This window comes from Bradyrhizobium sp. 76 (assembly GCF_023073025.1).
Lineage (GTDB): Bacteria > Pseudomonadota > Alphaproteobacteria > Rhizobiales > Xanthobacteraceae > Bradyrhizobium.
This window is the reverse complement of record NZ_JADPIS010000015.1, coordinates 556,539-581,534: the sequence shown is the minus strand read 5'-3', so window position 1 is coordinate 581,534 and position 24,996 is coordinate 556,539. Positions and strand designations below refer to the sequence as shown.

The following is a 24,996-nucleotide window of genomic DNA, read 5'->3' as shown; positions in this document are numbered from 1 at the left end:
CGGTCCATCTCAGGAATTCGCGTCAACTGAAATGGTGGCCGGAGCTTGTCCGGCCAACCCATCGCTCTTTTTGACTATTCCGCTTCCGCGGTCAGCGCCTTGGCCTTGGCCACCCAGGCGTCCGCGCGGCTCGGCAGGCCGACTTCTTCGCCGATCTTGTGCGCGGTGTCGTGATCGAGCTCGGCCAGCTGCCAGAAGTGGAAGATGCCGAGGTCGTTGAACTTCTTCTCGATCGCGCCCGACACGCCAGGGAGCTTCTTGAGGTCGTCGGAGGTGCCGCGCGGACCGGCGAGGCCCTGGAAGCCGCTCGTGGCGGCCGGCAGCTCTTCTGCGGCCGGCCGAACCGAAGCGCCGACGTCGATGCCGGAATCGCCCTGGGCGCGCGAAATGCCGTCAATCGCTGCACGCGCGATCAGATCGCAATAGAGCGCAATCGCGCGGCCGGCGTCGTCATTTCCCGGCACCACATAGGTGATGCCCTTCGGATCCGAATTGGTGTCGACGATCGCCGCGACCGGGATGTTGAGCCGCTGGGCTTCCTGGATCGCGATGTCTTCCTTGTTGGTGTCGATCACGAAGATCAGGTCGGGCAGACCGCCCATGTCCTTGATGCCGCCGAGCGAGCGGTCGAGCTTGTCGCGCTCACGCTGAAGCGTCAGGCGCTCCTTCTTGGTGTAGGAGGAGGCATCGCCGCCGGCGAGCACGTCGTCGAGATGACGCAGGCGCTTGATCGAGCCCGAGATCGTCTTCCAGTTGGTCAGCGTGCCGCCGAGCCAGCGCGAATTGACGAAGTACTGAGCGCAGCGCTTGGCTGCGTCGGCAACGCCGTCCTGTGCCTGGCGCTTGGTGCCGACGAACAGGATGCGGCCGCCCTTGGCGACGGTGTCGCTGACCGCCTGCAAGGCGTTGTGCAGCAACGGCACGGTCTGCGCGAGGTCGACGATGTGGATGTTGTTGCGAGCGCCGAAAATGAACGGCGCCATTTTCGGATTCCAGCGGTGAGACTGGTGACCAAAGTGCACGCCGGCTTCGAGGAGCTGACGCATAGTGAAATCGGGTAGTGCCATCGTTCTAATTCTCCGGTTGGTTCCTCCGGAAGCGTGTGAGCAGGACAGAGCGTTGTCGCCCCGGCTGCCACCGGACGGCCTTGTGAGCCATGCTTCCGTGTGAGATAGCGCGGTGTATAGCGCGATTTCGACCAGAAGCAAGGAAATAAGGGCCTTTCGGGGCGGCTTTCGCCCGCGAGAGGCCCCTTCCGTAAAGACCACGCTGCGGCCTAGCCCCTGCCTAGCATCTGGGCTGGTTCGGCGGGCACTTCTTTGCCGCCGGCGGCGGAGCCGGAGGACGCGGTGGGGGGGCTGCCGGGCGCGGCGGCGGCGGTGGCGCGACGGCCATCCGGGGCGGCGGAGGTGGCGCCGGCCGGGCGACCGGCGGCGGCGGCGCGGGTCGCGCCATTGGCGGCGGCGCCGGCCGAGCTACCGCCACGGGCGGAGCTGCCCGTGGCGGTGGCGGCGGCGCGATACGCGGCGGAGGCGGAGGCGCTGGCCGGGCCACGGCCTGAGGCCGCGGTGGTGGAGCCGACGGCCGGGCAGCCTGGGCGGGAGCAGCGGTCGGCTGATGCTGCGGCCGGATCGGCTCCCGCGCCGCCGAGGGCGGCGGCGTGACCGGTCGTCCAACTGGGCCAGGAGGCGCAGGCGTGCGGGCAGCAGACGGCGAACCAGCCGGCTCGCGGATCGCGGACTTGCCATGGTCCCCAGGCCCGGTCCCGGGCGGGGTCTGGGCCACCGGCGGCTTCGGCAGTTGGCCGGGGACAGCGGCCGGGTTTGTCGCCGTGGGCGCCGTCGCCGATGCGCCGGTCGGCGCACCGGGATGGGCTGGCGGCGTGGTGCCGGGAGCAGCAGTGGTCGGCGCCCCCGGATGGTTCGGCAGCGGCGCGCCGGGTGCAGTGGCCGTGGGCAGCCCGGGTCTGCCGCCCGGCAGAGGCCCGGCTCCCGCTGGCGGTACGGGCGGACCGCCATGGGTGCCGGGAACCGGCAGCGTGTTGGCTTGGGGCAGCTTGGCCGGTGGCGTGGCAAGTGGACTGACAAGTGGACTGGCAGGTGAAGCGGTCGGTGGCGTCCCGGTCGGCGCGGCATTGGCGGGCGTCGCCGGGGGCGTTCCTGGCCTCGCCGTCGGCTGCATCGTTGCGCTCGCTGGCATCGGCGCCTTGCCCTGCTGAATCAGGGCGGCGCGCTGCACGGCCGCCTGCGGCATGGCGGGACCAGCCGGATTGGTGCGCCCGGCAATGGCCGGCGTGAGATTGCTCGCTCCGACACCGGCACCCGCGCCCGCCGGCGGTGCCGGCGGCTGGTTGATCACCGTGTTGATGACCGTCCGATTATGGATGTTCTGATAGATGATGTTGTTCGGCGGCGGTGCAACATAGAGCGGCGGCCTGACGAACACAGGAATCGGCACGAACATGGGCTGCGGCAGCACGAACAGGCCGATCACCGGCATCGGCGGCGACAGCACGACGAAATCCGGCGGCGGCGGCGGCAGATAGTAGACCGGCGGCGGCGGTGGCGGCGCGAAGCCAAAATCCGGATCGCTGAAATACAGCACGGGACGGTCGACATAGACCACCTCCTCCGGCGACGGTGGCGGCACGTCGTAGTCGATCATCGCGAAGCTCGGCGGAGGCTCGGCCGGCGCGGTGAGAATCGCCAGGCGCCGGCGCGCATCTGCCGCATGCGGACCGCGCGAATAGCGACGCAGGTACGACCAATAGGCTTCCGGCGTGTCGGTACGATAGGTTCGCCGCCAGGTGATGGCCTCACGGCGCGCCGCGACGATCGCCATCACGCGCTTCGACAGCGGATCGCCGGGATAGGCGGTGAGAAATTCTTCGTAGGCCGGCAGCGTGTCGCGCGTGAGCGCGGCGGCATAGGCATCCTGCACGCCGAGATCGCGGATCGGCTTGTTGCGGATCGCGGCGACCTGGTCGGGTGCGGCCTCAGGCGGCGGTGCGTCGGGCCCGCGCTCGAAGAACGAGAATTGGGCGGAAATCTTCTGCTCGTTCCAGGGCACTTGCGCGCCCTTGCTGGCCTCGTTGACGCGCAGGCGAACGCGGTCGAACACCTCGGGCAGCGGCAGGCCGCCGGTGCGGATCATCTCCGCCAGCGACTGCGCATAGATGCCGTAAGGTCCGGGCTCCTCGGGCGCCACCGTGCCGGGCGCGGCGTTGAAAGCGATCAGCATGTTGGCGTCGGGCTCGACCAGCGCAAGTCCGCTCGCGATCTGCTGGCCGCCCTCCACGAAGGGCTGCGCCCGCGCAGCGTCGAGCACGACGATGTTGGCCTTGAGCGGAACGGAAGCCAGCTGGCGAAGATAGTCGCCGATGCGCAGGCCTTCGGTCGGAATGTCGGTGTCGCGGGTGATGTTGGAATCGACCGGGATGAAGTAGTTCTCACCCGCAAGCTGCACGCCATAGCCGGCGAGATAGACCATCGCAACGGTGCCCGGGCCTGAGGCCTGCGCCTTCTGGATGAAATCGCGAAAGCTCTTGCGCAGCGTGTCGCCGTCGAGATCGCGCGCGCCGACGACGTCGAAGCCCGCCGCCTGCAGCGTCTGCGCGATCAGGCCGGCATCGTTTGCCGTCGTCGCCAGCGGCGACTTGGCGTAGGCGCCGTTGCCGACCACGAGCGCGATACGCTTTTCCTGCTGCTGCGCACGCGCCGGATCCGGCGCGCCCGCGGCAAGGACCGCGATCGGCAGGAGAAGGCAAATGAAGGCTCTGAGCGTCCCACGCATGGCTTGCTTGCCCGTTTTTGTTGTTGAGGTGCCGCCACGCATCAGACGCGTGGCCAGCTGAATGGCACTTGAACGAAAGGCTTCCAATTGAACGAAAGGCTTCCAAATAGCGAAGGCTTGGATTGAGGCGGCGGCATGGCGCCCGGCACCAACGCCAGGCGCCTGCGTCAGCCTCGCGACAACGAGCCGGCGCGAGCCGGTCCGTCTCGTCAGATCTGCGCGATCAGGTCGACCGTTCCCGTCGTGAGCCGATAGATGCCGCCGACGACCTTCAGCTTGCCCTGCTCCACGGCCGCATTGAGGATCGGCGCTGCCGACTTCAGCTTCGCGACGTTGTCGATGACGTTCTGCCGGATCGCCTTGTCGAGGACGTCCCCACCCTGCTGCATCGCAGCCTTGGCGGCGGGCGCGATCGCATCGACCAGCGAGGGAATATGGCCCGGCGGCGGCTTGTTGTCCTTGATCACCTTCAGCGTGGCATCGACCGCACCGCAAGCGTCATGGCCGAGCACGAGGATCAGCGGCGTATTCAGCACGGCGACCGCGTATTCCATGCTGGCGATGGTCTCGGTGCCGGCGAAATTTCCGGCAACGCGGCAGACGAACAGATCGCCGCGGCCGGTGTCGAAGGCATATTCCGGCGCGATGCGCGAATCGGCACAGCTCAGCACGGCCGCGAACGGATTCTGTCCGCCGGCCAGCGCCTCGCGCTCGTGCTTGAAATCGTGCCGCCGCGAAACGCCGTCGACATAGCGCGCATTGCCTTCCGTCAGGCGCTTCAATGATGCGTCGGGCGACAGCACGTTCTGCGGCTTTGGCGGCGTCTTGGTCTCCTTGGCGAAGGCTCTGCCGGTCAGGGCGAGGCCGAGCGCCGAGGCGCCCAACAACATCGCGGACCGCCGCGACGGCGCGATCCTCTCATGTGGGGATTCATTGCACTTGGCGCACATGTCACGATCCCTCCCGGCGCGATGGGCCAACGGCCTCACGGTGATCATAGCCGCAACGCTGTGACGACACCACAAATGACGGTGCGGGCGGGACCGAATTAGCGCGGGGCTATTCCGCCAGCCGAAGCTCTGCGATCGTCGTCCGGGCGGCCGGTTCATCCAAAGGCAGGAAATCCAGCGGCCCCTGGTTTTTATAGCCGGACGTCATCGCAAGCGTGAGACCCCAGCCCAGCACCCCAGTGCTCGCGTTCGCGATCATAGCGCTCTTGCGCTGACTGAAGCGCGCTACGAAGAACACGGTCTGGCCTGACTGAGCCGAGAAGTCCACGCGCGTGACACCGAGCGCCGCTTCCTCTGCTACGAACTGGTGCTGGCCTGCCGGACGGTCGACATAGACATATGTCCCGGTCTTCAGGCCCTTGATCGGCGTACCGTCGAGGGAAAATTCCCAGTCCGGATCGCCGATGCCGCCGAAGCCCTTCTCGCGAAACACGACGACGCGGGCCTGCCCGGCTTTCGGCGGACCCAGCTTTCGTACCGTTTCCGAATATCCCAGCCCGCTCCTCGCCGTCTCACAGCCGCACAGCAGTGCCGCAGCCATGAGCAATACCAGCCCACGCAATAGCATAACGCCCCCAGATTTTCCCCGAGCGCATGCTAACGGAAAACAGCGACAGGTTGCAACAGGGCGGCGGCATCCCCCACGCAAAACATGCAACCGCCTGCAACAGCGTGCGTGTGGCTAGAGCTGCTGCACGTCGACGACGCCAGCGACCGCCTTGATGGCGCCGGCGATCTGCGGCGAGACCTTGAAGCGGCCGGGCAGCTTCATCTCGACCTCGGTCTCGAGGTCGAGCATCATGACCAGCGAGACCTCGCCGTCGCCGTTGGAGCGGGGCGCGGTGCCGGGACTGCCGACCTTCGGCGCGGCGCCGTTCGAAGCGGCCATGTCGGGGCCGGCGAGACGCTTGGCGATCGATTCCAACGGCTTGGTATCGCGCACGAAGATGCGCAGGCCCTTCTGCGTCTTGGCCGCGGCCTCGTCCAGCGGCTCGGCGTGGAGCACGCGCGCGCGGACGTCCTCGCCCTGAAGCTCGGCGCCGAGCTGGAGCAGCACCGCGGCGCCCGGTTCCAGGACGTCGCGATATTGCGCGAGGCCTTCGGAGAACAGCACCGCCTCGAAGTGACCCGTGGGATCAGAGAGCCCCATGATGCCCATCTTGTTGCCGGTCTTGGTCCGCCGCTCCATGCGCGACACCACGGTGGCCGCGACCTTGCCTGCCGTGGCGCCGGTCTTCACCGCGCGCGAGAACTCGGCCCAGGACTGTACGCGCAGCCGCTTCAGCACGGTGGCGTAATCGTCGAGCGGATGTCCCGACAGGAAGAAGCCGATTGCGTCATATTCACGGCGCAGCCGCTCGGCCGGCAACCATGGCTCGATCTGCGGCAGCATGATGGTCGGCGCGTCGGCCGAGCTGCCGAACATGTCGTTCTGGCCGATGGTTGCGGCTTCGTTCGCCCGCTGGCACGCGGCGAGAATCGAGTCGGCGCCGGCGAAGACCCGCGCCCGGTTCGGCTCCAGCGTTTCGAATGCGCCGGCGGCGGCCAGGCTTTCGATGATGCGCTTGTTGATCGCGCGCGGCGACACCCGCGCGGCAAAGTCGGCGAGCGAGGTGAACAAGCCGTTCTTGGTCCGCTCCGCGATGATCTGCTCGACGGCCGCGATGCCGACGCCCTTCAGCGCCGCGAGCGCGTAGTAGATGGTTTTGTCGCCGACCTCGAAAGTCGCGCCGGAACGGTTGACGTTGGGCGGCTCGACCTTGATGCCGAGGCGCTGCGCCTCGGCGCGGAATTCGGAGAGCTTGTCGGTATTGTTGAGATCGAGCGTCATCGACGCCGCGATGAACTCCACCGGGTAATGCGCCTTCATGTAGGCGGTGTGGTAGGACACCAGCGCATAGGCCGCCGCGTGGCTCTTGTTGAAGCCGTAGTCGGCGAATTTCGCCAGCAGCTCGAAGATGGTGTCCGCCTGCCCCTTCGGCACACCGTTCTTCACCGCACCGGCGACAAAGATCTCGCGCTGCTTCTCCATCTCGGCGCGGATCTTCTTGCCCATGGCGCGGCGCAGCAGGTCGGCGTCGCCGAGCGAATAGCCCGACATCACCTGCGCGATCTGCATCACCTGTTCCTGGTAGATGATGACGCCGAAGGTCTCCTTGAGAATCGGCTCCAGCACGGGGTGGAGATATTCCGGCTCCTCGTCGCCGTGCTTGCGCGCGCAATAGGTCGGGATGTTCGCCATCGGACCCGGCCGATAGAGCGCGACCAGCGCGATGATGTCCTCGAAACGGTCGGGGCGCATGTCGACCAGCGCGCGCCGCATGCCCTGGCTTTCAACCTGGAACACGCCGACCACCTCGCCGCGCGCCAGCATCTGGTAGCTTTCGGCATCGTCGATCGGCAGCGTCGCGAGATCGACGTGGATGTCGCGCGGCTTGAGCAGTTTGCACGCGACGTCGAGCACGGTCAGCGTTTTCAGGCCGAGGAAGTCGAACTTCACGAGGCCAGCTGGCTCGACCCATTTCATGTTGAACTGGGTCACCGGCATGTCGGATTTGGGATCGCGATACATCGGCACGAGTTCGCTCAGCGGCCGATCGCCGATCACGATGCCGGCCGCATGCGTCGAGGCGTGGCGGGTCAGGCCTTCGAGGCGCTGCGCGATGTCGAAGGCGCGCGCCACCACCGGGTCCTCGTCGCGGAACGCCTGCAGCTTCGGCTCGCTCTCGATCGCAGCCGCCAGCGTCACCGGCGCGGCCGGATTCTGCGGCACGAGTTTTGTGAGCTTGTCGACCTGCCCATAGGGCATCTGCAGCACGCGGCCGACGTCGCGGAGCACGCCGCGGGCCTGCAGCGTACCGAAGGTGATGATCTGCGCGACCTGGTCGCGACCGTAGCGCTCCTGGACGTACCTGATCACCTCGCCGCGGCGGTCCTGGCAGAAGTCGATGTCGAAGTCGGGCATCGAGACGCGTTCCGGATTGAGGAAGCGCTCGAACAGCAGGCCGAACTTGATCGGGTCGAGGTCGGTGATGGTGAGCGCCCACGCAACCAGCGAGCCTGCGCCGGAGCCGCGGCCCGGCCCGACCGGGATGCCCTGTCCCTTTGCCCATTTGATGAAGTCGGAGACGATCAGGAAGTAGCCCGCGTATTTCATGCGCATGATGACGTCGAGCTCGAACGCAAGCCGCGCGTTGTAATCTTCTTCCGTCGTGCCTTGCGACAGCCCGTGCACGCGCAGACGGTTGGCGAGCCCCTCCTCTGCCTGCCGCTTCAATTCGGCCGCCTCGACGGAGGCGGCATCGGAGCTTGCGGCAGCGCCGACCGTGAAGAACGGCAGGATCGGCTTGCGCGTCATCGGCCGGAACGAGCAGCGCTCGGCGATCTCCACGGTCGAGGCCAGCGCCTCCGGAATGTCGGCGAACAGCACCGCCATCTCGGCGCGGGTCTTGAAGCGGTGATCGGGCGTGAGCTGCTCGCGCTCGGTCTCCGCGATCAGCCGCCCGCCGGCGATGCAGAGCAGCGCGTCATGGGCTTCGTAATCGTCGGTCGCGGCGAAATACGGCTCGTTGGTCGCAACCAGCGGCAGGCCCTTGGTGTAGGCGATGTCGATCAGGCTGCTTTCGACCCGCCGCTCCTTCTCGGTGTTGTGGCGCTGCAATTCGATGTAGAGGCGGTCTCCGAACAGGCTGGCGAGACGCTCGCAGCGCGCCGCCGCGAGCTCGTTATAACCGCCGGCAAGCGCCAGCGAGATCGGCCCGTCCGGACCGCCCGTCAGCGCGATCAGGCCTTCGGTCTCGCCTTCGAGCCAGTCGAACTTGATGTGGGGGGCATGAGTGTCGGGCGTCTCCAGGAACGCGCGCGAGTTCAGCCGCATCAGACTGCGGTAGCCGCGCTCCTGCGCGGCCAGCAGCACCACGCGCGAGGGCAGAAGCGCGTTGCGGGCAGTGGGATCCTGGTCGCCGAATTCGATCGCGAGTTCGCAGCCCACGATCGGCTGGATTCCGGAGCCCGCCATCTTGTCGGAGAACTCCAGCGCACCGAACATGTTGTCGGTGTCGGTCAGCGCCAGCGCCGGCTGATGGTCTTTCTTGGCTAGCTCGGCGAGCTTGGCGATCTTGATCGAGCCCTTGAGCAGCGAATAGGCCGAGTGAACGTGAAGGTGGACAAATCCGGCGCTCGGCATGGTCGCGTGACGGCCTCTTGCAGATGAGATGGAGCGGTCGCCGGCACCGGAGGCATCCTGCACTCGCCTGGCCGACTCGCCCCACGATGGTGGGGCGCCACGCTGCCAGAGTCCACGCCGGAGCGGCCGATCAGCCGCCTCGTCCTGCTTTTCCCCAACCTAGGCCCGCGCCTAGAGCTGCGGGAGCACCTGGGCCCAGATCGCGATCATCCCGACAAACAGCGCGATTGAGGCCAGCGCGGCGGCTTCTTCGACGAAAATCCTGAACATGGCTTGCTCCATGGCGAGAACGTATGAAGAACATTGTTCTCATTTCGTTCTCAGGAGTCAAGCCATCTTCGCCACCTCGAAACCGAATGGTTAACCCGCTGAACCTGAACAACAAAAAAGCCCCGGCCGATGGCCGGGGCTTCCGCCGACCGCTCGAAGTCGAGCGATCGAGGTCAGGCTTCTGCTCAGTAACGGCCGAGGCTCGGGCCGCCGAACTTGTAGTTCAGGCGGACGAGGCCCATGTCGACGTCCTGACGGATGCGGTCGGTCGAAGGCACCAGCGCGAAGGTGACGTTCTTGTCCTGCAGGAAGATGTGGTTGTACTCGACGCCGACCGACCAGTTCGGCGCGAAGCCGTACTCGAGGCCGGCACCGACCGTGCCACCCCAACGGGTCTGATCGTTCGAGGACAGCAGTGCGCCGCCAATGGTCGAGACTTCGTACTTGCCGCCGGCGACAGCCGCACCGCCCTTGGCGTAAATGAGGACGTTGTTCCAGGCGTAGCCGATCTGACCGGTGATCAGACCGAACGAATCGATCTTGGAGCGGTTGCGAGTGGCGAACAGCGCGCTGACGTTGTCGCCCGAGAAGTCAGCCCAGTTGCCCTGACCTTCGATGCCGAATACCCACTGGCCCGACTGCATGCGGTAGCCGATCTGACCGCCGACCGTGCCGCCGGTCGCATCGTGCGAACCCTCGCGGCCACCGCCGACGAGATCCCAGGTCGAATGCGCGGAACCGCCGCCGCCGTTGACACCGATGTAGAAGCCGCTCCAGTCGTAGATTGCGGCAACCATCGCCGGCGCCTTGGTGTAAGGCCGCGCAGCGAGGTCAGCAGCCACCGCCGGTGCAGCCGCGCCGAGCGCGACAAGGCTCACAGCAGCAAGCAACAGATTCTTGTTCATTTGATTCCCGTTCCAGTTTCGTCGTTAGGCCCCCGGGCCGTGGCGTCGTCATACCAGCGCTCGACGGAATTGCTGTAACCTCGACGCCACAGTCCGCGCCAAAGGATCGCGCTTCATTAATGAAGATTTACCAGCGCGCGCGGGAAACCCTTTGAAACAAGTGTGTTCATGAGTTCCATCGTCGGCTACACGACATCTGCAGCACGTGCGGGTGACAACGTCGCGCGCACGTTCGCGTGATTGGAGAATTGAATGCGCAGACGAAGTGCTCTCCCCATTGTCGCCACATTTTCGCTCGCTCTCGCCACATTTGCGCTCACGCTCGACGCAAGCACGCCGGCGCGCGCGTTCGGTACTCACCATGCCTTTTGTCTCACCGGCGATGAATGGCCGGGGCTGAGCAATTGCACGTTCGATACTTACGCGCAGTGCCAGGCGAGTTCGTCGGGCCGCGCCCTCACCTGTATCGCGAACCCGTATTTCGCAGGCCAGAGCGACGATCCCTATGCGTATCAGAACAGGCCGCGGCCCCAGGTGCCGGGTTATTCACCCGGTTACTACGTGCCGCGCTGAGATGCGTCGCGCTCGCCTCGCGCTGTTCGCGATCGGCCTATTCCTCGCGGGCGCGCCTGCGCACGCGCAGACCTACGATCCGAGCTATCCGGTCTGCACGCAGATCTACGGTCCCGTCGGCTATTTCGATTGCCGCTACAGGTCGCTCGAGCAGTGCAGATTCTTGGCCGTCGGTCGGTCGGCGACGTGCGTGGCGAACCCGTATTTTGCGCAGAAGAAGCCCCCTCGCCGCCCGAGTCGCGTCAACTAAATCGGGACGCTGATATGCGGCCTGCCTTGCATTGAGCGTCCAGTGTTGACGCGGGCTGATCCGGGTTTAAGTACGACAGAGAAATCTTGCAGGGGTGGCGACGTTCGCTGGGCTGGTTCCCGTTGACGCCACCATTGCAGGACATATGACGACATCGAAGCAAGCGACATCGCAGCAAGCGACCTCGCCCCGCGCGACCGCGGCCTCCAGGCCCCCTCATCTCGCCATCGTCCTGTTCTCGCTCGCGATGGGCGGCTTTGCGATCGGAACCACCGAATTCGCATCGATGAGCCTGTTGCCGTTTTTCGCCGCCGACCTTGGGATCGACGAGCCGACCGCGGGACACGCGATCAGCGCCTATGCACTCGGCGTCGTGCTGGGCGCGCCGCTGATCGCCGTGCTCGGCGCACGATTGGCGCGGCGCGCACAGCTCTTGGTTCTGATGGCCGTGTTCGCGCTCGGCAATGCCCTCACCGCGCTGGCACCGGGCTTTGGCTCAATGATCGCGGCGCGATTTCTCTCGGGCTTGCCGCATGGCGCCTATTTCGGCATCGCCGCGCTGGTCGCAGCCTCGCTGGTTCCCCAACATCGTCGCTCGCAGGCGATCGGCCAGGTGATGCTCGGCTTGACCGGCGCCACCATCATCGGTGTGCCTCTGGCCAATCTGATTGGGCAGGCCATCGGCTGGCGCGCGAGCTTCGGCCTCGTGTCGGTGCTGGCGTTGCTTACGGTGCTGCTCTGCGCCCTGTTCGCGCCGCGCGACCAGGCCGGCCGGTCCGATCCGCTGCGGGAGCTCGGAGCGCTGCGAAGCGGCCGCGTCTGGATCACGCTGGCGATCGGCGCCATCGGCTTCGGCGGCATGTTCGCCGTCTATACCTATCTGGCGACGACGCTGATCGAGGTGACCAAGGTCAGCCCCGCGCTCATACCACTTTTTCTGGCCGTGTTCGGCATCGGCGCCACGCTCGGCAATCTGGTCATACCGCGCTTTGCCGATCGTGCGCTGATGCCGACGGCGGGCGGCATCCTTCTGTTCTCGGCGGTTGCGCTGCTGGTGTTTCCGCTTGCCGCCGGCAATCCCTGGGCGCTGGCGGCAGACGTCTTCGCCATCGGCGCCGGCGTCTCGCTCGGAGCCATCCTCCAGACGCGGCTGATGGACGTCGCCGGAGACGCGCAGGCGCTCGCCGCCGCACTCAACCATTCGGCGTTCAACACCGCCAATGCGCTCGGCCCGTTCCTCGGCGGCCTCGCCATCCGCGAGGGGCTGGGGTGGACCTCCACAGGTCCCGTCGGTGCCGCGCTGGCGGTGCTGGGTTTCCTGATCTGGATCGTCGCCTATCGCGACGCCAGGTCTGTTGAAGCCAGGTCTGCTCCGGGCGATGTCAGCTCAGGAAAAAGCGCAGCCCCACCGGAGAATCCCCCGGCGAGACCGGCGCCGCCGCTGGCGCCGCATCATCGAAGCCGTTCGGATGCTGCCCGAGAGCCGGTGGCTTGAGGACGCCTCCTTAACCAGCCAGCGTCACGATTAACGGTCCACTTCGCGTGGCGATCACGGTGTGCTCGTATTGAACGGTCGGCGCCTCGGGGCTGCTATAGAGCGTCCACGGATCATCGCCATCCTGTGCCCATTCGGCGCCAAGGGACAGGAACGGCTCGACGGTGAACACCAGGCCTTCGCTCATGATGCGGCGTTCGGAGCGGTCGGGCCATGTTGCGATCTCCGTCGGCTCCTCATGGAGCGACAGGCCGACGCCGTGACTGGCAAGGTTCCTGACCAGGCTGTAACCGTTCTTCCGCGCAAAGGTACCGATGGCCTGACCGATACCGGCAATCGGTTTGCCGGCTCCGACCTGCTGCAGGCCCGTCCACATCGCGCGCCGGCCATCCCTGCAAAGACGTTCGACGGCGCGGGTTGCGGGCGGAACGGCGAACGACGCTCCCGTGTCCGCAAAGAAGCCGTTCTTCTCGGCTGACACGTCAATGTTCACGAGGTCCCCGCGCGCGATCCGCCGATCGCCCGGGATGCCATGAGCGATCTCCTCGTTCACGCTGATGCACGTCGCCCCGGGAAAGTCGTAGGCCAGCTCCGGAGCCGAACGTGCGCCGGCAGCCTCCAGCAGTGTTCGCCCGATCCGGTCGAGCTCGGAGGTGGTCATGCCCGGCTCGAGCGCCTTCCCCATTGCCTCCAGGATATTGGCGACGATGCGCCCGATCTCTTTCAGGCGCGCGAGGTCCTCGTCATCCGAGATTGTCATGTCATGCTCTTCCGAAAGCCGGGACATAGCCCTTGGGAAGGCGGCTTGCAAACGAAAGAGATCGTTTCCAAAACGCGTTCAGATTTCGTCGAGCAAGATGCGGACTTTGGCAGCCAGGTCTTCGATAGCGAAGGGCTTTGGAAGCAGATGCTTGCCGGCATCGAGCACGCCATTGTGAACGATTGCATTGCGCGTGTAGCCGGTGGTGAACAGCACTTTCAGCGTCGGGTATCGTCTCGACAGCTCGGCCGCAAGCTCGGCGCCGGTCATGTCGGGCATGACGACATCCGTGAACAGCAGATCTGGAACGAAACCATTTTCGATCGTCCTGATCGCCTCTCTGGCACTGGCTGCCTCGATGACGACGTAGCCGAGTTCGCGCAGGCTTTCGGAAGACATGCTGCGGACGCGCTCGTCGTCTTCCACGACGAGAATGGTTTCGTTCTGATGGCTCGCACCGGCGGGTATCTCTTGCTGCGACAGGTCCGAGCCCGCCTCCTCGCCGGCGAAGCGTGGAAGATAGATCTTCACGGTCGTGCCAACGTCGACTTCCGAGTCAATTTTGACATGGCCGCCCGACTGCCGCACGAAACCGTAGACCTGACTGAGGCCGAGGCCGGTGCCCTTGCCCACGACCTTGGTCGTGAAAAACGGATCGAACACCTTGCCGAGCACATCGGCCGGAATTCCCGTGCCGTTGTCCGTCACGGCCACCAGAACGTACTGCCCGGGTGCGAGTGCATACTCGCGCGCATACTTTCGATCGATCGAGGCGTTGCTGGTTTCTATCGTCAGCCTGCCCCCCTTTGGCATGGCATCGCGCGCATTGACCGCGAGATTGATCACGACGCTTTCCAGCTGGGCCGGGTCTACCTTGACCCGCCAGAGGCCAGCCGCCAGCACCGTCTCGAGGCGGATAAGCTCGCCGAGTGACCGCTCGAGCAGCTCGCTCATCCCGCCGACCATCTTGTTGATGTCCACGACCTCAGGCGCGAGAGGCTGTTGGCGCGAGAACGCGAGCAGCCTCTGCGTCAACGTGGCTGCGCGATTTGCACCGTCGATCGCGCCCTCGATGAAGCGGTCTATGCTGACCTCTCCCCTGCCGAGCCGCCGCTTGGCAAGGTTCAAGCTGCCGAGGATCACGGCCAGCATATTGTTGAAGTCGTGGGCAATACCTCCGGTCAATTGCCCGACGGCTTCCATCTTCTGGGATTGCCGCAACTGCTCTTCGGCTTTCATGCGCTCGGCGATTTCGTCGGCAACACGTTGCTCCAATCCGGCATTGAGCGCCTCGAGCCGGGTCAAGAGCTGGGCGTTGTCGATAGCGGTGGCGGCATGCCCCGCAATACCAAGCAAGGCGGCCTCATGCTCGGCCTGGAATTTACCCGTCTCGGCGTGGCCGAAGAAAAGTCCGCCGAGGACTTCGCCGGTTCGCGAGATCACGGGGACCGCCAGGTAGGATCGGACCGGAAGATGGCCCTCGGGCATGCCTTTCCGCGGCACGTTCTTGCCATAGCGAGGGTCCTGCAGGATGTCGTCGGACCTCACCACGCCAGAGCCCTCAAAGGTCGGGCCAAAGACCGCAGTGTTGCGGGGCATCGGAAAGTTTTCAAACGCAGATCGCGGCGCACCCGACAGCGAATACAGCACGTAGCTGCCGCCATCCGGCGCCAGAACGTTGTAGAAAAAGGCGCCGAATTGAGCACCCGTGAGGCCGACGCCGGCATCCGTCACGATCTGGACGATTGTCTCGATGCCGCGTTCGCGAGAGACCGAAGCCCCGGTATCATTCAGTATTCTGAGATGACGCTCGGTTTTCTTTTGCGCGGTGATATCCAGAACCGTCCCGATGAACCGAACAGCCTGGCCGTTGGCAAAGATGGCTTGACCGGTCGCGGCGATCCAGCGTTCGACGCCGTCCTCGATGCCGATGGTTCGGTATTCCATATTGTAATGTGCCGGCACGTGCGGCGTCAGCGCTGCGGACACGGCCTCGTGGGCGCGCTGCCTGTCTTCGGGATGAAGGCCCTTCAGGAATGACCCTTCATAGCTGACTTCGGCGTCCGGCGGTAAACCGAACACCTCCTTGCAGCGGCTGTCCCATCGAAGAACGTTGTTGACCGGGTCGTAGTCCCAGGTGCCGATACCAGCGGCGTTGTTCGCAAGCGTCAGTCGTTCGGCAGCCTCCCGCGCGGCCTGCTCCGATCGGACGCGCTCGATGTGAGCCCACGACCGCTCGGTCACCTCGGTGAGCAAGGCGAGCTCCCGCGGCGTCCACTGGTGCGGGCCCCGGTGATGAATCGCCATCAGGGCGGTCAGGCGCCCTTCTTTCACCAAGGGCATGCAAATCGTCGAGCCTATCCCGATGTTCTGGAAAGTGGCGGCTTCCTCAGGCGCAAGCTCCTTCAAATTATCGTTGATGATAAGGGGCCTGCCGGCGCCGAGCTCTCGCACCGCCTTCTTGCCGAAGTCAGCCAGACTGTAGTGCCCGAGGATATGCACCGCGCCCGGCGCCGCCCAATCCCCGCGGATGGTGAAGCCGTCCTGGTCGGGATCCATATCGGCATAGGCGCAGCTCGATACGTCGAGATGCTCGCCGACCATTTTGGTCGTGACCGCCATCACGCTGTCGGCATCGCGAGTCCTGGCCGTCTCCTTGTTGAGTGCGTCCAGGAAAAGTAGCCGGGCTTCGTTCTCCCGGACGGCCGTCTCCGCACGTCGGCGCTCTACGGCCGTGCGCGTGCGCTCGGCAACATCGCGGATAAGCTCCAGCTCTTCGGGGCTCCATTCGCGCGGCCTGGCATTGTTCAGATACAGCAGCGCCACCACCCCGTCGGGTTCGGAGATCGGCATGTTGACGAGCGCGCGCGCAGAGATCGCCGCGAGAGCCTCGGCACGATCGCCGACGCGAGGGTCTTTTTCCGCATCGGCACAGATGACGGTCTCGCCCCGCTTGAGGTCTTCGATGTAGCTGCCATAGTCGCGGAAGCGCAGCACGCCTGCGAGGCTCAGGATGCCCGGTGCGTTCCAGTCGCGGACAATGGTGATGGTCTCGGCTGAGGTGTCGACCGTGCCGTAGCCTGCCCTGCTGACGTTCAGGCTGCGGCCAAGCAGCTCTGCTGCGGCATAGGCGAGATCGTCCGGATTGTTGATCTCTCGGATGTAGTCGCCGAGCGTGGCTAAGACGGAATTGCGATCGGCCGAGCGGACCCCGGTCGCTGTCGTCATTGGTCTTCCCCTGCCACTTTCCTGGCTCCACGATGAGCCAGTGTTTGATCGTCCCGCTGCTGCTCGCTTCGACCGTGAGCCCGCCTGACCCTGTGAGTGATGCAGGCAGGTGGCACAAATGTCTGCGCGATAACCGCATGATGGCATTTAGGTTCCCGTCATCACCGTCCCCTGGAAGCCTGGCCATCGACCCGGACTTCCACCAGGTCGGTCCAACTGCCGCTAGGCGGCTCCAAGCCCCACGCCCACCCTACACCGGCGTGTAGATCACGAGCTTCAGCGCCGGATCGTCGTTGGCCTGAAAGCTCGTGTGCTCGAACCGGAGCACGCCCTTGGTCGGATGGTTCATGGTCTTGAGGCCCGCGGCAGTGCTGCGGATCTCGTGCGCTTCCCACCATTTGACGAATTCCGGACTGCCCTGGCGCAGCCGCGTCAGCAATTCCGTAAAGGCGGGATCGCCGGCCCAGACGTCGTGGGTGGCGCGAAACATCGCGACCATGCTCTTCGCGACATCCGCCCAGCCGGCACCGTAGAACTTTCGCGTCTGCTTGTTCGTCAGCACCAGCAGCAGCGTGTTGCGGTCCTGCTCGGGCAATTGTCCGAACCCGAAGATCTCCTCGGCCGCCGCGTTCCAGGCCAGCACGTCCCAGCGCCGCCCCGTGATGTAGGCCGGCTGCTTCAGGCTTTCGATCATCCGCCGAATTGGCGGCGGCACGATCTCGCGCGTGAACGCGCGCCTGTCGCCGTCGCGGGCCAGTGCCTTGAGATGGGCGTGCTCGGTCTTGCTGAGGCGTAGCGCACGCGCCAGCGCGTCGATGGTGGTGACCGAGGGGCTGACGGTGCGCCCCTGCTCGAGGCGGATGTACCAGTCGACGCCGATGCCGGCGAGCTGCGCCACCTCCTCGCGGCGCAGGCCCGCGGTGCGGCGCCGCCGGCCGGCAGGAAGCCCGACCGTCTTCGGCGACAGCTTTTCGCGGCGGGACCTGAGAAAGTCGCCGAATTCGACGCGGCGTGGGTCGGCCATGGTGACGTGCCTCGATGGAGGGCCTGGGCAATACTAGGATAATACCAGGCCTTCCTGGACCTGGGAAGGCGGTGCATATGGGCATCACCCGAACATGAGGTGACCACCATGAAAGCCGCCGTACTCAAATCCCTGGGATCTCCGCTCGTCATCGAGAATGCACCCGAACCGGTGCTCGGCACGGGCGAGGTCATCGTGGACGTCATCGCAACGCGGGTGCTGTCCTACATGAACGAGGTCTTCAGCGGTGAGCGGAACTATGCGCTCGAGCTGCCGATCATCCCGGGACCTGGCGGCATCGGCCGGATGCGCGCCATCGGCCCGGACGCGACGAAGCTCAGCGTCGGCGACTGGGTGTTCTGCGACCCGACGGTGCGTTCGCGCGATGATATCGTTTCGCCCGACATCGCCCTGCAAGGCCTCACCGCCGCCGGTGCGGGCGGCATGCGCCTGCAACAGCATTTTCGCCACGGCTCGTTTGCCGAGCAGATGCGGGTGCCGACGGAGAACGTCAAGCGGCTCGGCACGATCACGCCGGAGGACGCCACGCGATGGTGCGCGCTGGGGACGCTGCTGGTGCCCTATGGCGGCTTTCTCGCCGCCAACCTTCAGCCCGGCGAGACCGTGCTGGTGAGCGGCGCCACCGGCAATTTCGGCAGCGCCGCCGTCTCGGTCGCGCTCGCGATGGGCGCGGCCTGTGTGGTCGCACCCGGCCGCAACGACGAAATTTTGGCCGATCTCGTCCGGCGTTTTGGTGACCGCGTGAAGCCGGTCAAACTCACCGGCAACGAAGACGACGACCGTGAGCGCATGAAGCGAACGGCGCCCGGACCGATCGACTGCGTGCTCGACATCATGCCGCCCTCGGTGAGCACGAATGTCGTGCGCGCGGCGATCATGACGGTGCGCGCCTACGGCCGCGTCGTGCTGATGGGCGGCGTCGGCATGGCCGGCGGCACTGGCCTCGAGCTGCCTTACCCTTGGATCATGCGCAACTGCATCAGCATCCACGGCGTCTGGATGTACCCGCCGGATGCGGCAGGCCGCCTGATCGCGCTGGTGCGCGCGGGACTGCTCAGGCTGGAGGAATACGAGGCCACCGCGTTCGACCTCGACCATGCCAACGAGGCCGTGGAACATGCGGCCGCCAATGGCGGACCGTTCAAGTTGACGGTGATCCGGCCTTGAGCGCCCCTGGGAGCGCCATTTTTTCGTTAGTCCGCCCAAGCACTTGGCTACTGTGCATGGGGTTGTTTTCGAGGGTTTTTACTCGAGCTCGACCACCTGGCCGTTCGACAGCGACACGCGGCGGTCCATGCGGCCGGCGAGCTCCATGTTGTGGGTCGCGATCAGCATGGAGACCTTGGTCGCCTTGACGAGCTGCATCAGGGCCTGGAAGACGTGGTCCGCAGTGTGCGGATCGAGATTGCCGGTCGGCTCGTCCGCAAACAGCACCCGCGGAGCATTGGCCACAGCGCGCGCGATCGCAACGCGCTGCTGCTCGCCGCCCGACAGCTCGGACGGACGGTGCGTGATGCGCTCGCCGAGGCCGAGATAGCCAAGGATCTCCTTGGCGCGCTTGACGCTCTCGGATTTCTTGAGGCCGCGGATCATCTGCGGCAGCATGACGTTCTCCAGCGCCGAGAACTCCGGCAGCAGCCGGTGCGACTGGTAGACGAAGCCGATATCGGTGCGGCGAAGCTGGGTGCGCTCGATGTCGGGCAGTTGCGAGGTCGGCGCGCCGTTGACGTAGACCTCGCCGGAATCGGGCGCTTCCAACAGACCCGCAATGTGCAGCAGCGTCGACTTGCCCGAGCCGGACGGCGCCACCAGCGCGACGGACTGGCCCGCCCACAGCGCGAGCTTGGCGCCGTCGAGGATCGTCAGCGGCACCTCGCCCTGCAAGTACTGCCGCTTTATCTCGTGGAGATAAATGACCGGCACATCTTCCGCCCCCTGCTGCTCCATCAGCCCCTCACTCGTACCGCAGCGCTTCGACGGGATCGAGGCGCGCGGCGCGCCAGGACGGATACAGCGTCGCCAGGAACGACAGCGTCAGCGCCATGATGACGACGGCCGAGGTCTCGCCGATGTCGATCTCGGCGGGCAGCTTCGACAGGAAATACAGCTCTGGCGAAAACAGCTCGGTGCTGGTCAGCCAGGACAGGAATTGCCGGATCGATTCGATGTTGAGGCAGATCACCAGCCCGACGATGAAGCCGACCATCGTACCCACCACGCCGATCGAGGCGCCCGTGATCAGGAAGATGCGCATGATCGAGCCTTGCGAGGCCCCCATCGTCCGCAGGATCGCGATGTCGCTGCCCTTGTCCTTCACCAGCATGATCAGGCCGGAAACGATGTTGAGCGCCGCGACCAGCACGATCATGGTGAGGATCAGAAACATCACGTTGCGCTCGACCTGCAGCGCGTTGAAGAAGGTCGAGTTGCGCTGACGCCAGTCCACCAGGAACACCGGCCGGCCCGCTGCCTCCGTCACGGCCTGACGGAACGCGACGATCTGATCCGGATTGGTGGTGAAAACCTCGATCGAGGTGACGTCGTTGCTGCGGTTGAAATAGGCCTGCGCCTCCGCGAGCGGCATGAACACGAAGCCGAGATCATACTCCGACATGCCGATCTCGAACACCGCGGCGATCTTGTACGGTTTTATGCGCGGTGTCGTGCCCATCGGGGTGACCGCGCCCTTCGGCGCCACCAGGGTGATGCTGTCGCCGGCGTGCAGCGACAGCTGGTCAGCGAGGCGCCGGCCGATCGCGACCCCCTGCCCGTCGTCAAAGCCCTCGAGCGAGCCCTGCTTGATGTTCTTGGCGATCGAGGTGAGGTTGTTGAGGTCGTCGGAGCGGATGCCGCGCACCAGGACGCCGGAGGCGTTCCAGGGCGATGACGCCAGCGCCTGGCCATCCACCACGGGCGCTGCGAGCCGGATACCCTGGACCTGGCTGAGGCGGTCGGCGACGTCCTTCCAGTCCGTCAGCGGCGATTCCAGCGGCTGGACCAGGATGTGGCCGTTGAGCCCGAGTATCTTGTCGAGCAACTCCTTGCGGAAGCCGTTCATGACGGCCATGACGATGATCAGTGTCGCCACGCCCAGCATGATGCCGAGGAAGGAGAACCCGGCGATGACCGAGATGAATCCCTCCTTGCGGCGCGCCCGTAAGTAACGCGCCGACAGCATCCACTCGAATGGCGCAAAAGGCGCGGTTTGAACGGTTTCGGTCATGGTCTCATCCATCGCTCGATAGTCCCATGATTCGGGGTCAAATGTGGCCGGATTGGCGGCCGCGATCTCGGGCGATGAACAATATTCAGCCGACCAGCCTTATCAGCCCACAAGTCTTGCGACCGCGTCCGCAGGCGACATGGTCTCGCGGGCGCCGTCACTTCGCCGCTTGAGCTCAACCTTGCCGTCGGCAAGCCCTTTCGGCCCGATCATGATCTGCCAGGGGATGCCGATCAGGTCGGCGGCGGCGAATTTGGCTCCGGCGCGCTGGTCGGTGTCGTCGTAGAGCACGTCGACGCCCTTGGCGGACAGCTCCGCATAGAGCTTCTCGCAGGCCGCATCGACCGCGGCATCGCCCTGCTTGAGGTTGAGAATCGACACGCGGAACGGGGCAACCGCCTCCGGCCATTTGATGCCGGCATCGTCATGGCAGGCCTCGATGATGGCGCCGAGCAGGCGCGAGACGCCGACGCCGTAGGAGCCGCCGTGGATCGGCACGTCGACACCGTCGGGGCCCGCCACCAGCGCCTTCATCGCGTCGGAATACTTCGTGCCGAAATAGAAAATCTGCCCGACCTCGATACCGCGGGTGTTCACCCGCTTATCCGCGGGCACTTCCTGCTCGAAGCGCGCAGCGTCGTGAACGTCTTCCGTCGCCGCATAGACCGAGGTCCATTGCTTGATGATCGCCGTCAAATCGCTCTCGTAGTCGACGTCCTCGCCCGGCACCGGCAGGTCGAGCACGTCGCGATTGATGAAAACGCCGGACTCGCCGGTCTCGGCGAGCACAACGAACTCGTGGCTGAGATCGCCGCCGATCGGGCCGGTCTCGGCGCGCATCGGGATCGCCTTCAGCCCCATCCGCGCGAAGGTGCGCAAATAGGCGACGAACATCTTGTTGTAGGCGACGCGCGCCGCGGTCTCGTTGAGGTCGAACGAATAGGCGTCCTTCATCAGGAACTCGCGGCCGCGCATCACGCCGAAGCGCGGGCGCTGCTCGTCGCGGAATTTCCATTGAATATGATAGAGATTCAGCGGCAGGCTCTTGTAGGACTTCACATAGGCGCGGAAGATCTCGGTGATCATTTCCTCGTTGGTCGGACCGTACAGCAGCTCGCGCTTGTGCCGGTCGGCGATGCGCAGCATCTCGGGGCCATAGGCATCGTAGCGGCCGCTCTCGCGCCAGAGGTCGGCAAGCTGGAGCGTCGGCATCAACAGTTCCAGCGCACCGGAGCGGTCCTGCTCCTCGCGCACGATCTGCTCGATCTTCTTCAGGACGCGGAAGCCGAGCGGCAGCCAGGCATAGATGCCGGCGGCCTCCTGCCGGATCATGCCGGCACGCAGCATCAGCCGATGCGAGACGATCTCCGCCTCTTTCGGATTTTCCTTCAGGATGGGCAGAAAGAACCGCGACAACCGCATGGCAATACTCGAGGAATCAGTGATGGCTTGCAGTGAAACCGGATTGGGAGCCAAAACACAAGACCGGGAATGAGGAAAACCCGCTAACACAGCGGAATTCCTGTCATTTTTCCGTCGACTTCAGGTTCGACGCGAGGTGCCGAAGAGCCGGGTTCAGGGCGCCGCCACCTCGAGTTCGTCCTCCAGCGTGATCTTCTCGAAATCGGTCACGAGCGCGTCGATCCGCACATGCCAACGGCCGGCAAAGGGCAGCTCGACCTTGCGCACGTGCCAGTAGCGGTCCGGCCCCAGCAAGGCGTTCCGCTCCATCGGCTCAATGCCGCGTTCGGGCAGGCTCAGCGTCAGCGTCACCTCCTTGGCCTCGAGAACCGCCCCCTCGCCGGTCATGAGCTGCAGGACGAAATCGTCGATACCCGCCTTGCCCGGCGAGACCAGGACCTGAAACATCGCCCTGTCGGTGTGGATGTGGATCGCCAGCGGCGTCTCCGGAGCGATCGTTCGCGGCGGCGGCGTGAAGCGCCAACCGGCCACGACGGCGAAGATGCCTAGCGCGATCGCGCATTCGAGTACGATCGAGCGCTTCAGTGCCGGCGCGGCCTTGTGATCCCCCGCCAGAGCTGGAGTCAGGCGGAAGCGATTGAGCGCGGCAAGCGCCAGCAGCACGAGGACCAGTGCAAGCTTGATCGAGAGGATCAATCCATAGCGGGTCTCGACCAATGCAGACGGCTTTTCGAGCTGGACGATGGCGAGCGCGAGGCCGGTCAATGCGAGAACGCCAACGGCCGGCGCCGCGATACGAGAAAAGCGGTTCACGACGGGCAATGTCGCGACGGGTCGCTTTGACAACAGGGCGCCCAGCGGCGCGAGGGCCCCAATCCAAAAGGCGACACCGAGGCCATGGAGAAAGATTGCGGGCCGGGTCAACAGTTCGGGCGGTGCCGTAGCAGCGTGCCCGGTCATGGCCAGCGACAAGCCGACGCCGACGAAGGCAATGATCGCCAGAGCGCGCGCGCACCACGCGCTGCCTAGCGCCAGCAATGCGAACAGCATTGCAGCGACGGCCACGAGCAAGGCCGGGCTCGCGCTGGTCCCGGATGCGACTTTCCAGGGAGCCATCGTCGCGAGAGCGGATAGCGGTAGGCCGAGGAGATCCAGCCCCAGCACACCAAGGGACACCACCGCGCTCGGGACGCCGATGGCGAGCGCCACGCACGGAATGGTTATGCCGGTCATCGACCACGCAACCCAGCGTGCGAAGAAAACGCCGCCGACGCCGACGAACAGGCCAAGATAGAGACCGACTCGCGCCAGCCAGATCAGCACGTTCAATCCGCCATCGGCGTTTGCGGGAGGTTGCGTCCCCGTCGGCGTGCCGATCGAGAAGACCACCGATCCAGCGATGGGATGGCCATCCTGCGAGATCACGCGATAGCTGACGACGGCCGTGCCTTGCGGCAGGTCCGCCGGCATCGCGACCGAGATGGTCGCGCCCGATGCGTCGACGCGCACGTCATCCCGCGCCGTGCCCGCGCCGTCGATCAGCCGGATCGCGCCCGGCGTCACCGTCTCGTTGAAGCGCAACTCCACCATCTTCGGCGCGCTCGCGAGCATGCTGCCGCTCGCCGGCTCGACCGCGACGAGCGCCGCGTGCGCCGCGGCGCCGGTCGCGAAGCCGACAACGAGGAGCAGCGTCGCGAGCGCGGCGAGCAGGCGCATCAGGGTTTCGGCAGGAGTTTCACGCCCGGAGCCGGCGATTTGCTCTCATGCGAATGCCCTGCGCCCTCCGCGGGGATCTCGATCCAGCGACTGACGCCGGTCTCGCATTCCTGGACGACGGGGAAGTACAGGATCGTGTTCGGCTTGAGCGTGTCGGTCAGGGCCGTGTGCATGACGAACTCGTCATAGTTCTTGTCCGGCAGCTTGCCGCCAGACCAAGTCACCTCCTTGACGCCGGAGGAGAGCTTGTTGCCGTGATAGTCGTATTCGCCGGCGTATTTGCCCTCGACCACGTCAACACTCCAGCCCGCCTTCGGCATCGGTTTCACCGCGATCACGCCTTCCGGGATCTGCACCCGGATTTTCACCGTGGGCGAGCCCGCGCAACCGTGCGGGACGGCGAAGACGGCCTTGTACGATCCCCCCACTGTCGCCTGCTTGCCTTCGAGGAAGACGTGCGCAGTTGCCGGCGTTGCCGCAAATACGCCCAGAACAATCAGCCAGGTTCGCTTCGACATATTGGGTCTCCCGAATGTCCAGATCACGCTCGTCACATCTTCATTCCCGAATGATCAGGCATTTTCTTCATCATGTGCCCACTGTCGCCGGGCGCCTGCGCGCCGACGCCTTGGACGTCGAGGGAGACGGCGACCTTGCCGGCCTTCTCGAACTGAAGCGTCACCGGCACCTTGTCGCCCTGCTTGAAGGGGCCCTTCAGCTCCTGGAGCATCAGGTGGTAGCCGCCGGGGGCGAACTTCACCGTCTTGCCGGGATCGATCACGAGCCCCTTGTCGAGCAGGCGCATCTTCATCACGCCATTGTCCATCGCCATCTCGTGGACCTCAGCCTTCCCCGCGATATCGGCGGAAACGCTGACCAGCTTGTCTGCCACTGTGCCCTTGTTCTCGATGGTCAGATAGCCGCCGGCCACCTTGGCTCCGCCTGGTGTCGCCCGGCTCCACGCCTGCGAGATGATGAGATCGCCGGCCTTGATGTCCTCGGCCTGCGCGACGGCACAGGCGGTCAGCAACAGTGAAATTGCAAGGAGAGTTCGTCCAATAGTCTTCATGTTGATTGCCTCTTTCGCGATTGATCGGGCCGAGAATGGCCCTGCATTCTTC

General features: G+C 65.3%; 19 protein-coding genes. 4 read left to right on the top strand and 15 right to left on the bottom strand.

What is annotated here, in order from left to right:
- Positions 1-74: 74 nt before the first annotated feature.
- The 6 genes from IVB48_RS03685 to IVB48_RS03660 form a co-directional block, all read right to left on the bottom strand.
- Positions 75-1,067: a 30S ribosomal protein S2 gene (locus IVB48_RS03685; protein ID WP_027567157.1), complete on the bottom strand. Its 993-nt coding sequence runs from the start codon at positions 1,065-1,067 to the stop codon at positions 75-77.
- A 220-nt stretch (positions 1,068-1,287) separates the two neighbouring features.
- A complete protein-coding gene (locus IVB48_RS03680; RefSeq protein WP_247397553.1) occupies positions 1,288-3,792 on the bottom strand; it encodes a caspase family protein in 2,505 nt (834 codons plus the stop codon).
- A 209-nt stretch (positions 3,793-4,001) separates the two neighbouring features.
- Positions 4,002-4,682 (bottom strand): carbonic anhydrase, encoded by a 681-nt coding sequence (locus IVB48_RS03675; protein WP_247397551.1) that lies wholly within the window; start codon positions 4,680-4,682, stop codon positions 4,002-4,004.
- 169 nt (positions 4,683-4,851) lie between these two features.
- Positions 4,852-5,343, bottom strand: a complete 492-nt coding sequence (locus IVB48_RS03670) for a DUF2846 domain-containing protein (protein ID WP_247397549.1) — start codon at positions 5,341-5,343, stop codon at positions 4,852-4,854.
- A 141-nt stretch (positions 5,344-5,484) separates the two neighbouring features.
- Positions 5,485-8,988: a DNA polymerase III subunit alpha gene (dnaE, locus tag IVB48_RS03665; protein WP_247397548.1), complete on the bottom strand. Its 3,504-nt coding sequence runs from the start codon at positions 8,986-8,988 to the stop codon at positions 5,485-5,487.
- 455 nt (positions 8,989-9,443) lie between these two features.
- A complete protein-coding gene (locus IVB48_RS03660; RefSeq protein WP_247397546.1) occupies positions 9,444-10,163 on the bottom strand; it encodes an outer membrane beta-barrel protein in 720 nt (239 codons plus the stop codon).
- Between the two features lie 252 nt (positions 10,164-10,415).
- Between IVB48_RS03660 and IVB48_RS03655 the strand changes: the two genes are divergently transcribed.
- The 3 genes from IVB48_RS03655 (at position 10,416) to IVB48_RS03645 (ending at position 12,481) form a co-directional block, all read left to right on the top strand.
- Positions 10,416-10,736: a DUF3551 domain-containing protein gene (locus IVB48_RS03655; RefSeq protein WP_247397544.1), complete on the top strand. Its 321-nt coding sequence runs from the start codon at positions 10,416-10,418 to the stop codon at positions 10,734-10,736.
- 1 nt (position 10,737) lies between these two features.
- Positions 10,738-10,986 carry a DUF3551 domain-containing protein gene (locus IVB48_RS03650; RefSeq protein WP_247397540.1) on the top strand — a complete coding sequence of 83 codons (249 nt, stop codon included), beginning with the start codon at positions 10,738-10,740 and terminating at the stop codon, positions 10,984-10,986.
- 145 nt (positions 10,987-11,131) lie between these two features.
- A complete protein-coding gene (locus tag IVB48_RS03645) occupies positions 11,132-12,481 on the top strand; it encodes an MFS transporter (protein ID WP_247397537.1) in 1,350 nt (449 codons plus the stop codon).
- Between the two features lie 10 nt (positions 12,482-12,491).
- Here the strand turns inward: IVB48_RS03645 and map are convergent, their stop codons facing one another.
- The 3 genes from map to IVB48_RS03630 all read right to left on the bottom strand — a co-directional run bounded on the left by map (position 12,492) and on the right by IVB48_RS03630 (position 17,493).
- Complete coding sequence (map, locus tag IVB48_RS03640; protein ID WP_247397534.1) at positions 12,492-13,241, bottom strand: type I methionyl aminopeptidase; 750 nt, start codon at positions 13,239-13,241, stop codon at positions 12,492-12,494.
- Positions 13,242-13,319: 78 nt separating this feature from the next.
- A complete protein-coding gene (locus IVB48_RS03635; RefSeq protein ID WP_247397531.1) occupies positions 13,320-16,469 on the bottom strand; it encodes a GAF domain-containing protein in 3,150 nt (1,049 codons plus the stop codon).
- Between the two features lie 250 nt (positions 16,470-16,719).
- Positions 16,720-17,493 carry a helix-turn-helix transcriptional regulator gene (locus IVB48_RS03630; RefSeq protein WP_027567168.1) on the bottom strand — a complete coding sequence of 258 codons (774 nt, stop codon included), beginning with the start codon at positions 17,491-17,493 and terminating at the stop codon, positions 16,720-16,722.
- A gap of 108 nt (positions 17,494-17,601) precedes the next feature.
- Between IVB48_RS03630 and IVB48_RS03625 the strand changes: the two genes are divergently transcribed.
- Positions 17,602-18,681: a zinc-binding alcohol dehydrogenase family protein gene (locus IVB48_RS03625; RefSeq protein WP_247397528.1), complete on the top strand. Its 1,080-nt coding sequence runs from the start codon at positions 17,602-17,604 to the stop codon at positions 18,679-18,681.
- Between the two features lie 78 nt (positions 18,682-18,759).
- Here IVB48_RS03625 and IVB48_RS03620 read toward each other — a convergent pair whose 3' ends face one another.
- From IVB48_RS03620 to IVB48_RS03595, 6 genes are all read right to left on the bottom strand, one after another.
- The gene (locus IVB48_RS03620; RefSeq protein ID WP_018455056.1) at positions 18,760-19,461 is read right to left on the bottom strand and encodes an ABC transporter ATP-binding protein; all 702 of its coding nucleotides are present in this window, start codon (positions 19,459-19,461) and stop codon (positions 18,760-18,762) included.
- 7 nt (positions 19,462-19,468) lie between these two features.
- Complete coding sequence (locus IVB48_RS03615; protein ID WP_007603606.1) at positions 19,469-20,749, bottom strand: lipoprotein-releasing ABC transporter permease subunit; 1,281 nt, start codon at positions 20,747-20,749, stop codon at positions 19,469-19,471.
- A gap of 90 nt (positions 20,750-20,839) precedes the next feature.
- On the bottom strand, positions 20,840-22,159 hold the full coding sequence (proS, locus tag IVB48_RS03610) for a proline--tRNA ligase (protein WP_247397525.1): 1,320 nt from the start codon (positions 22,157-22,159) through the stop codon (positions 20,840-20,842).
- 153 nt (positions 22,160-22,312) lie between these two features.
- Positions 22,313-23,875, bottom strand: a complete 1,563-nt coding sequence (locus IVB48_RS03605) for a CopD family protein (protein WP_247397522.1) — start codon at positions 23,873-23,875, stop codon at positions 22,313-22,315.
- On the bottom strand, positions 23,875-24,393 hold the full coding sequence (locus tag IVB48_RS03600; protein WP_247397519.1) for a YcnI family protein: 519 nt from the start codon (positions 24,391-24,393) through the stop codon (positions 23,875-23,877). Before IVB48_RS03600 ends, IVB48_RS03605 begins: the two co-directional genes overlap by 1 nt.
- Positions 24,394-24,425: 32 nt before the next feature.
- On the bottom strand, positions 24,426-24,944 hold the full coding sequence (locus tag IVB48_RS03595) for a copper chaperone PCu(A)C (protein ID WP_247356300.1): 519 nt from the start codon (positions 24,942-24,944) through the stop codon (positions 24,426-24,428).
- Between the last annotated feature and the right edge of the window lie 52 nt (positions 24,945-24,996).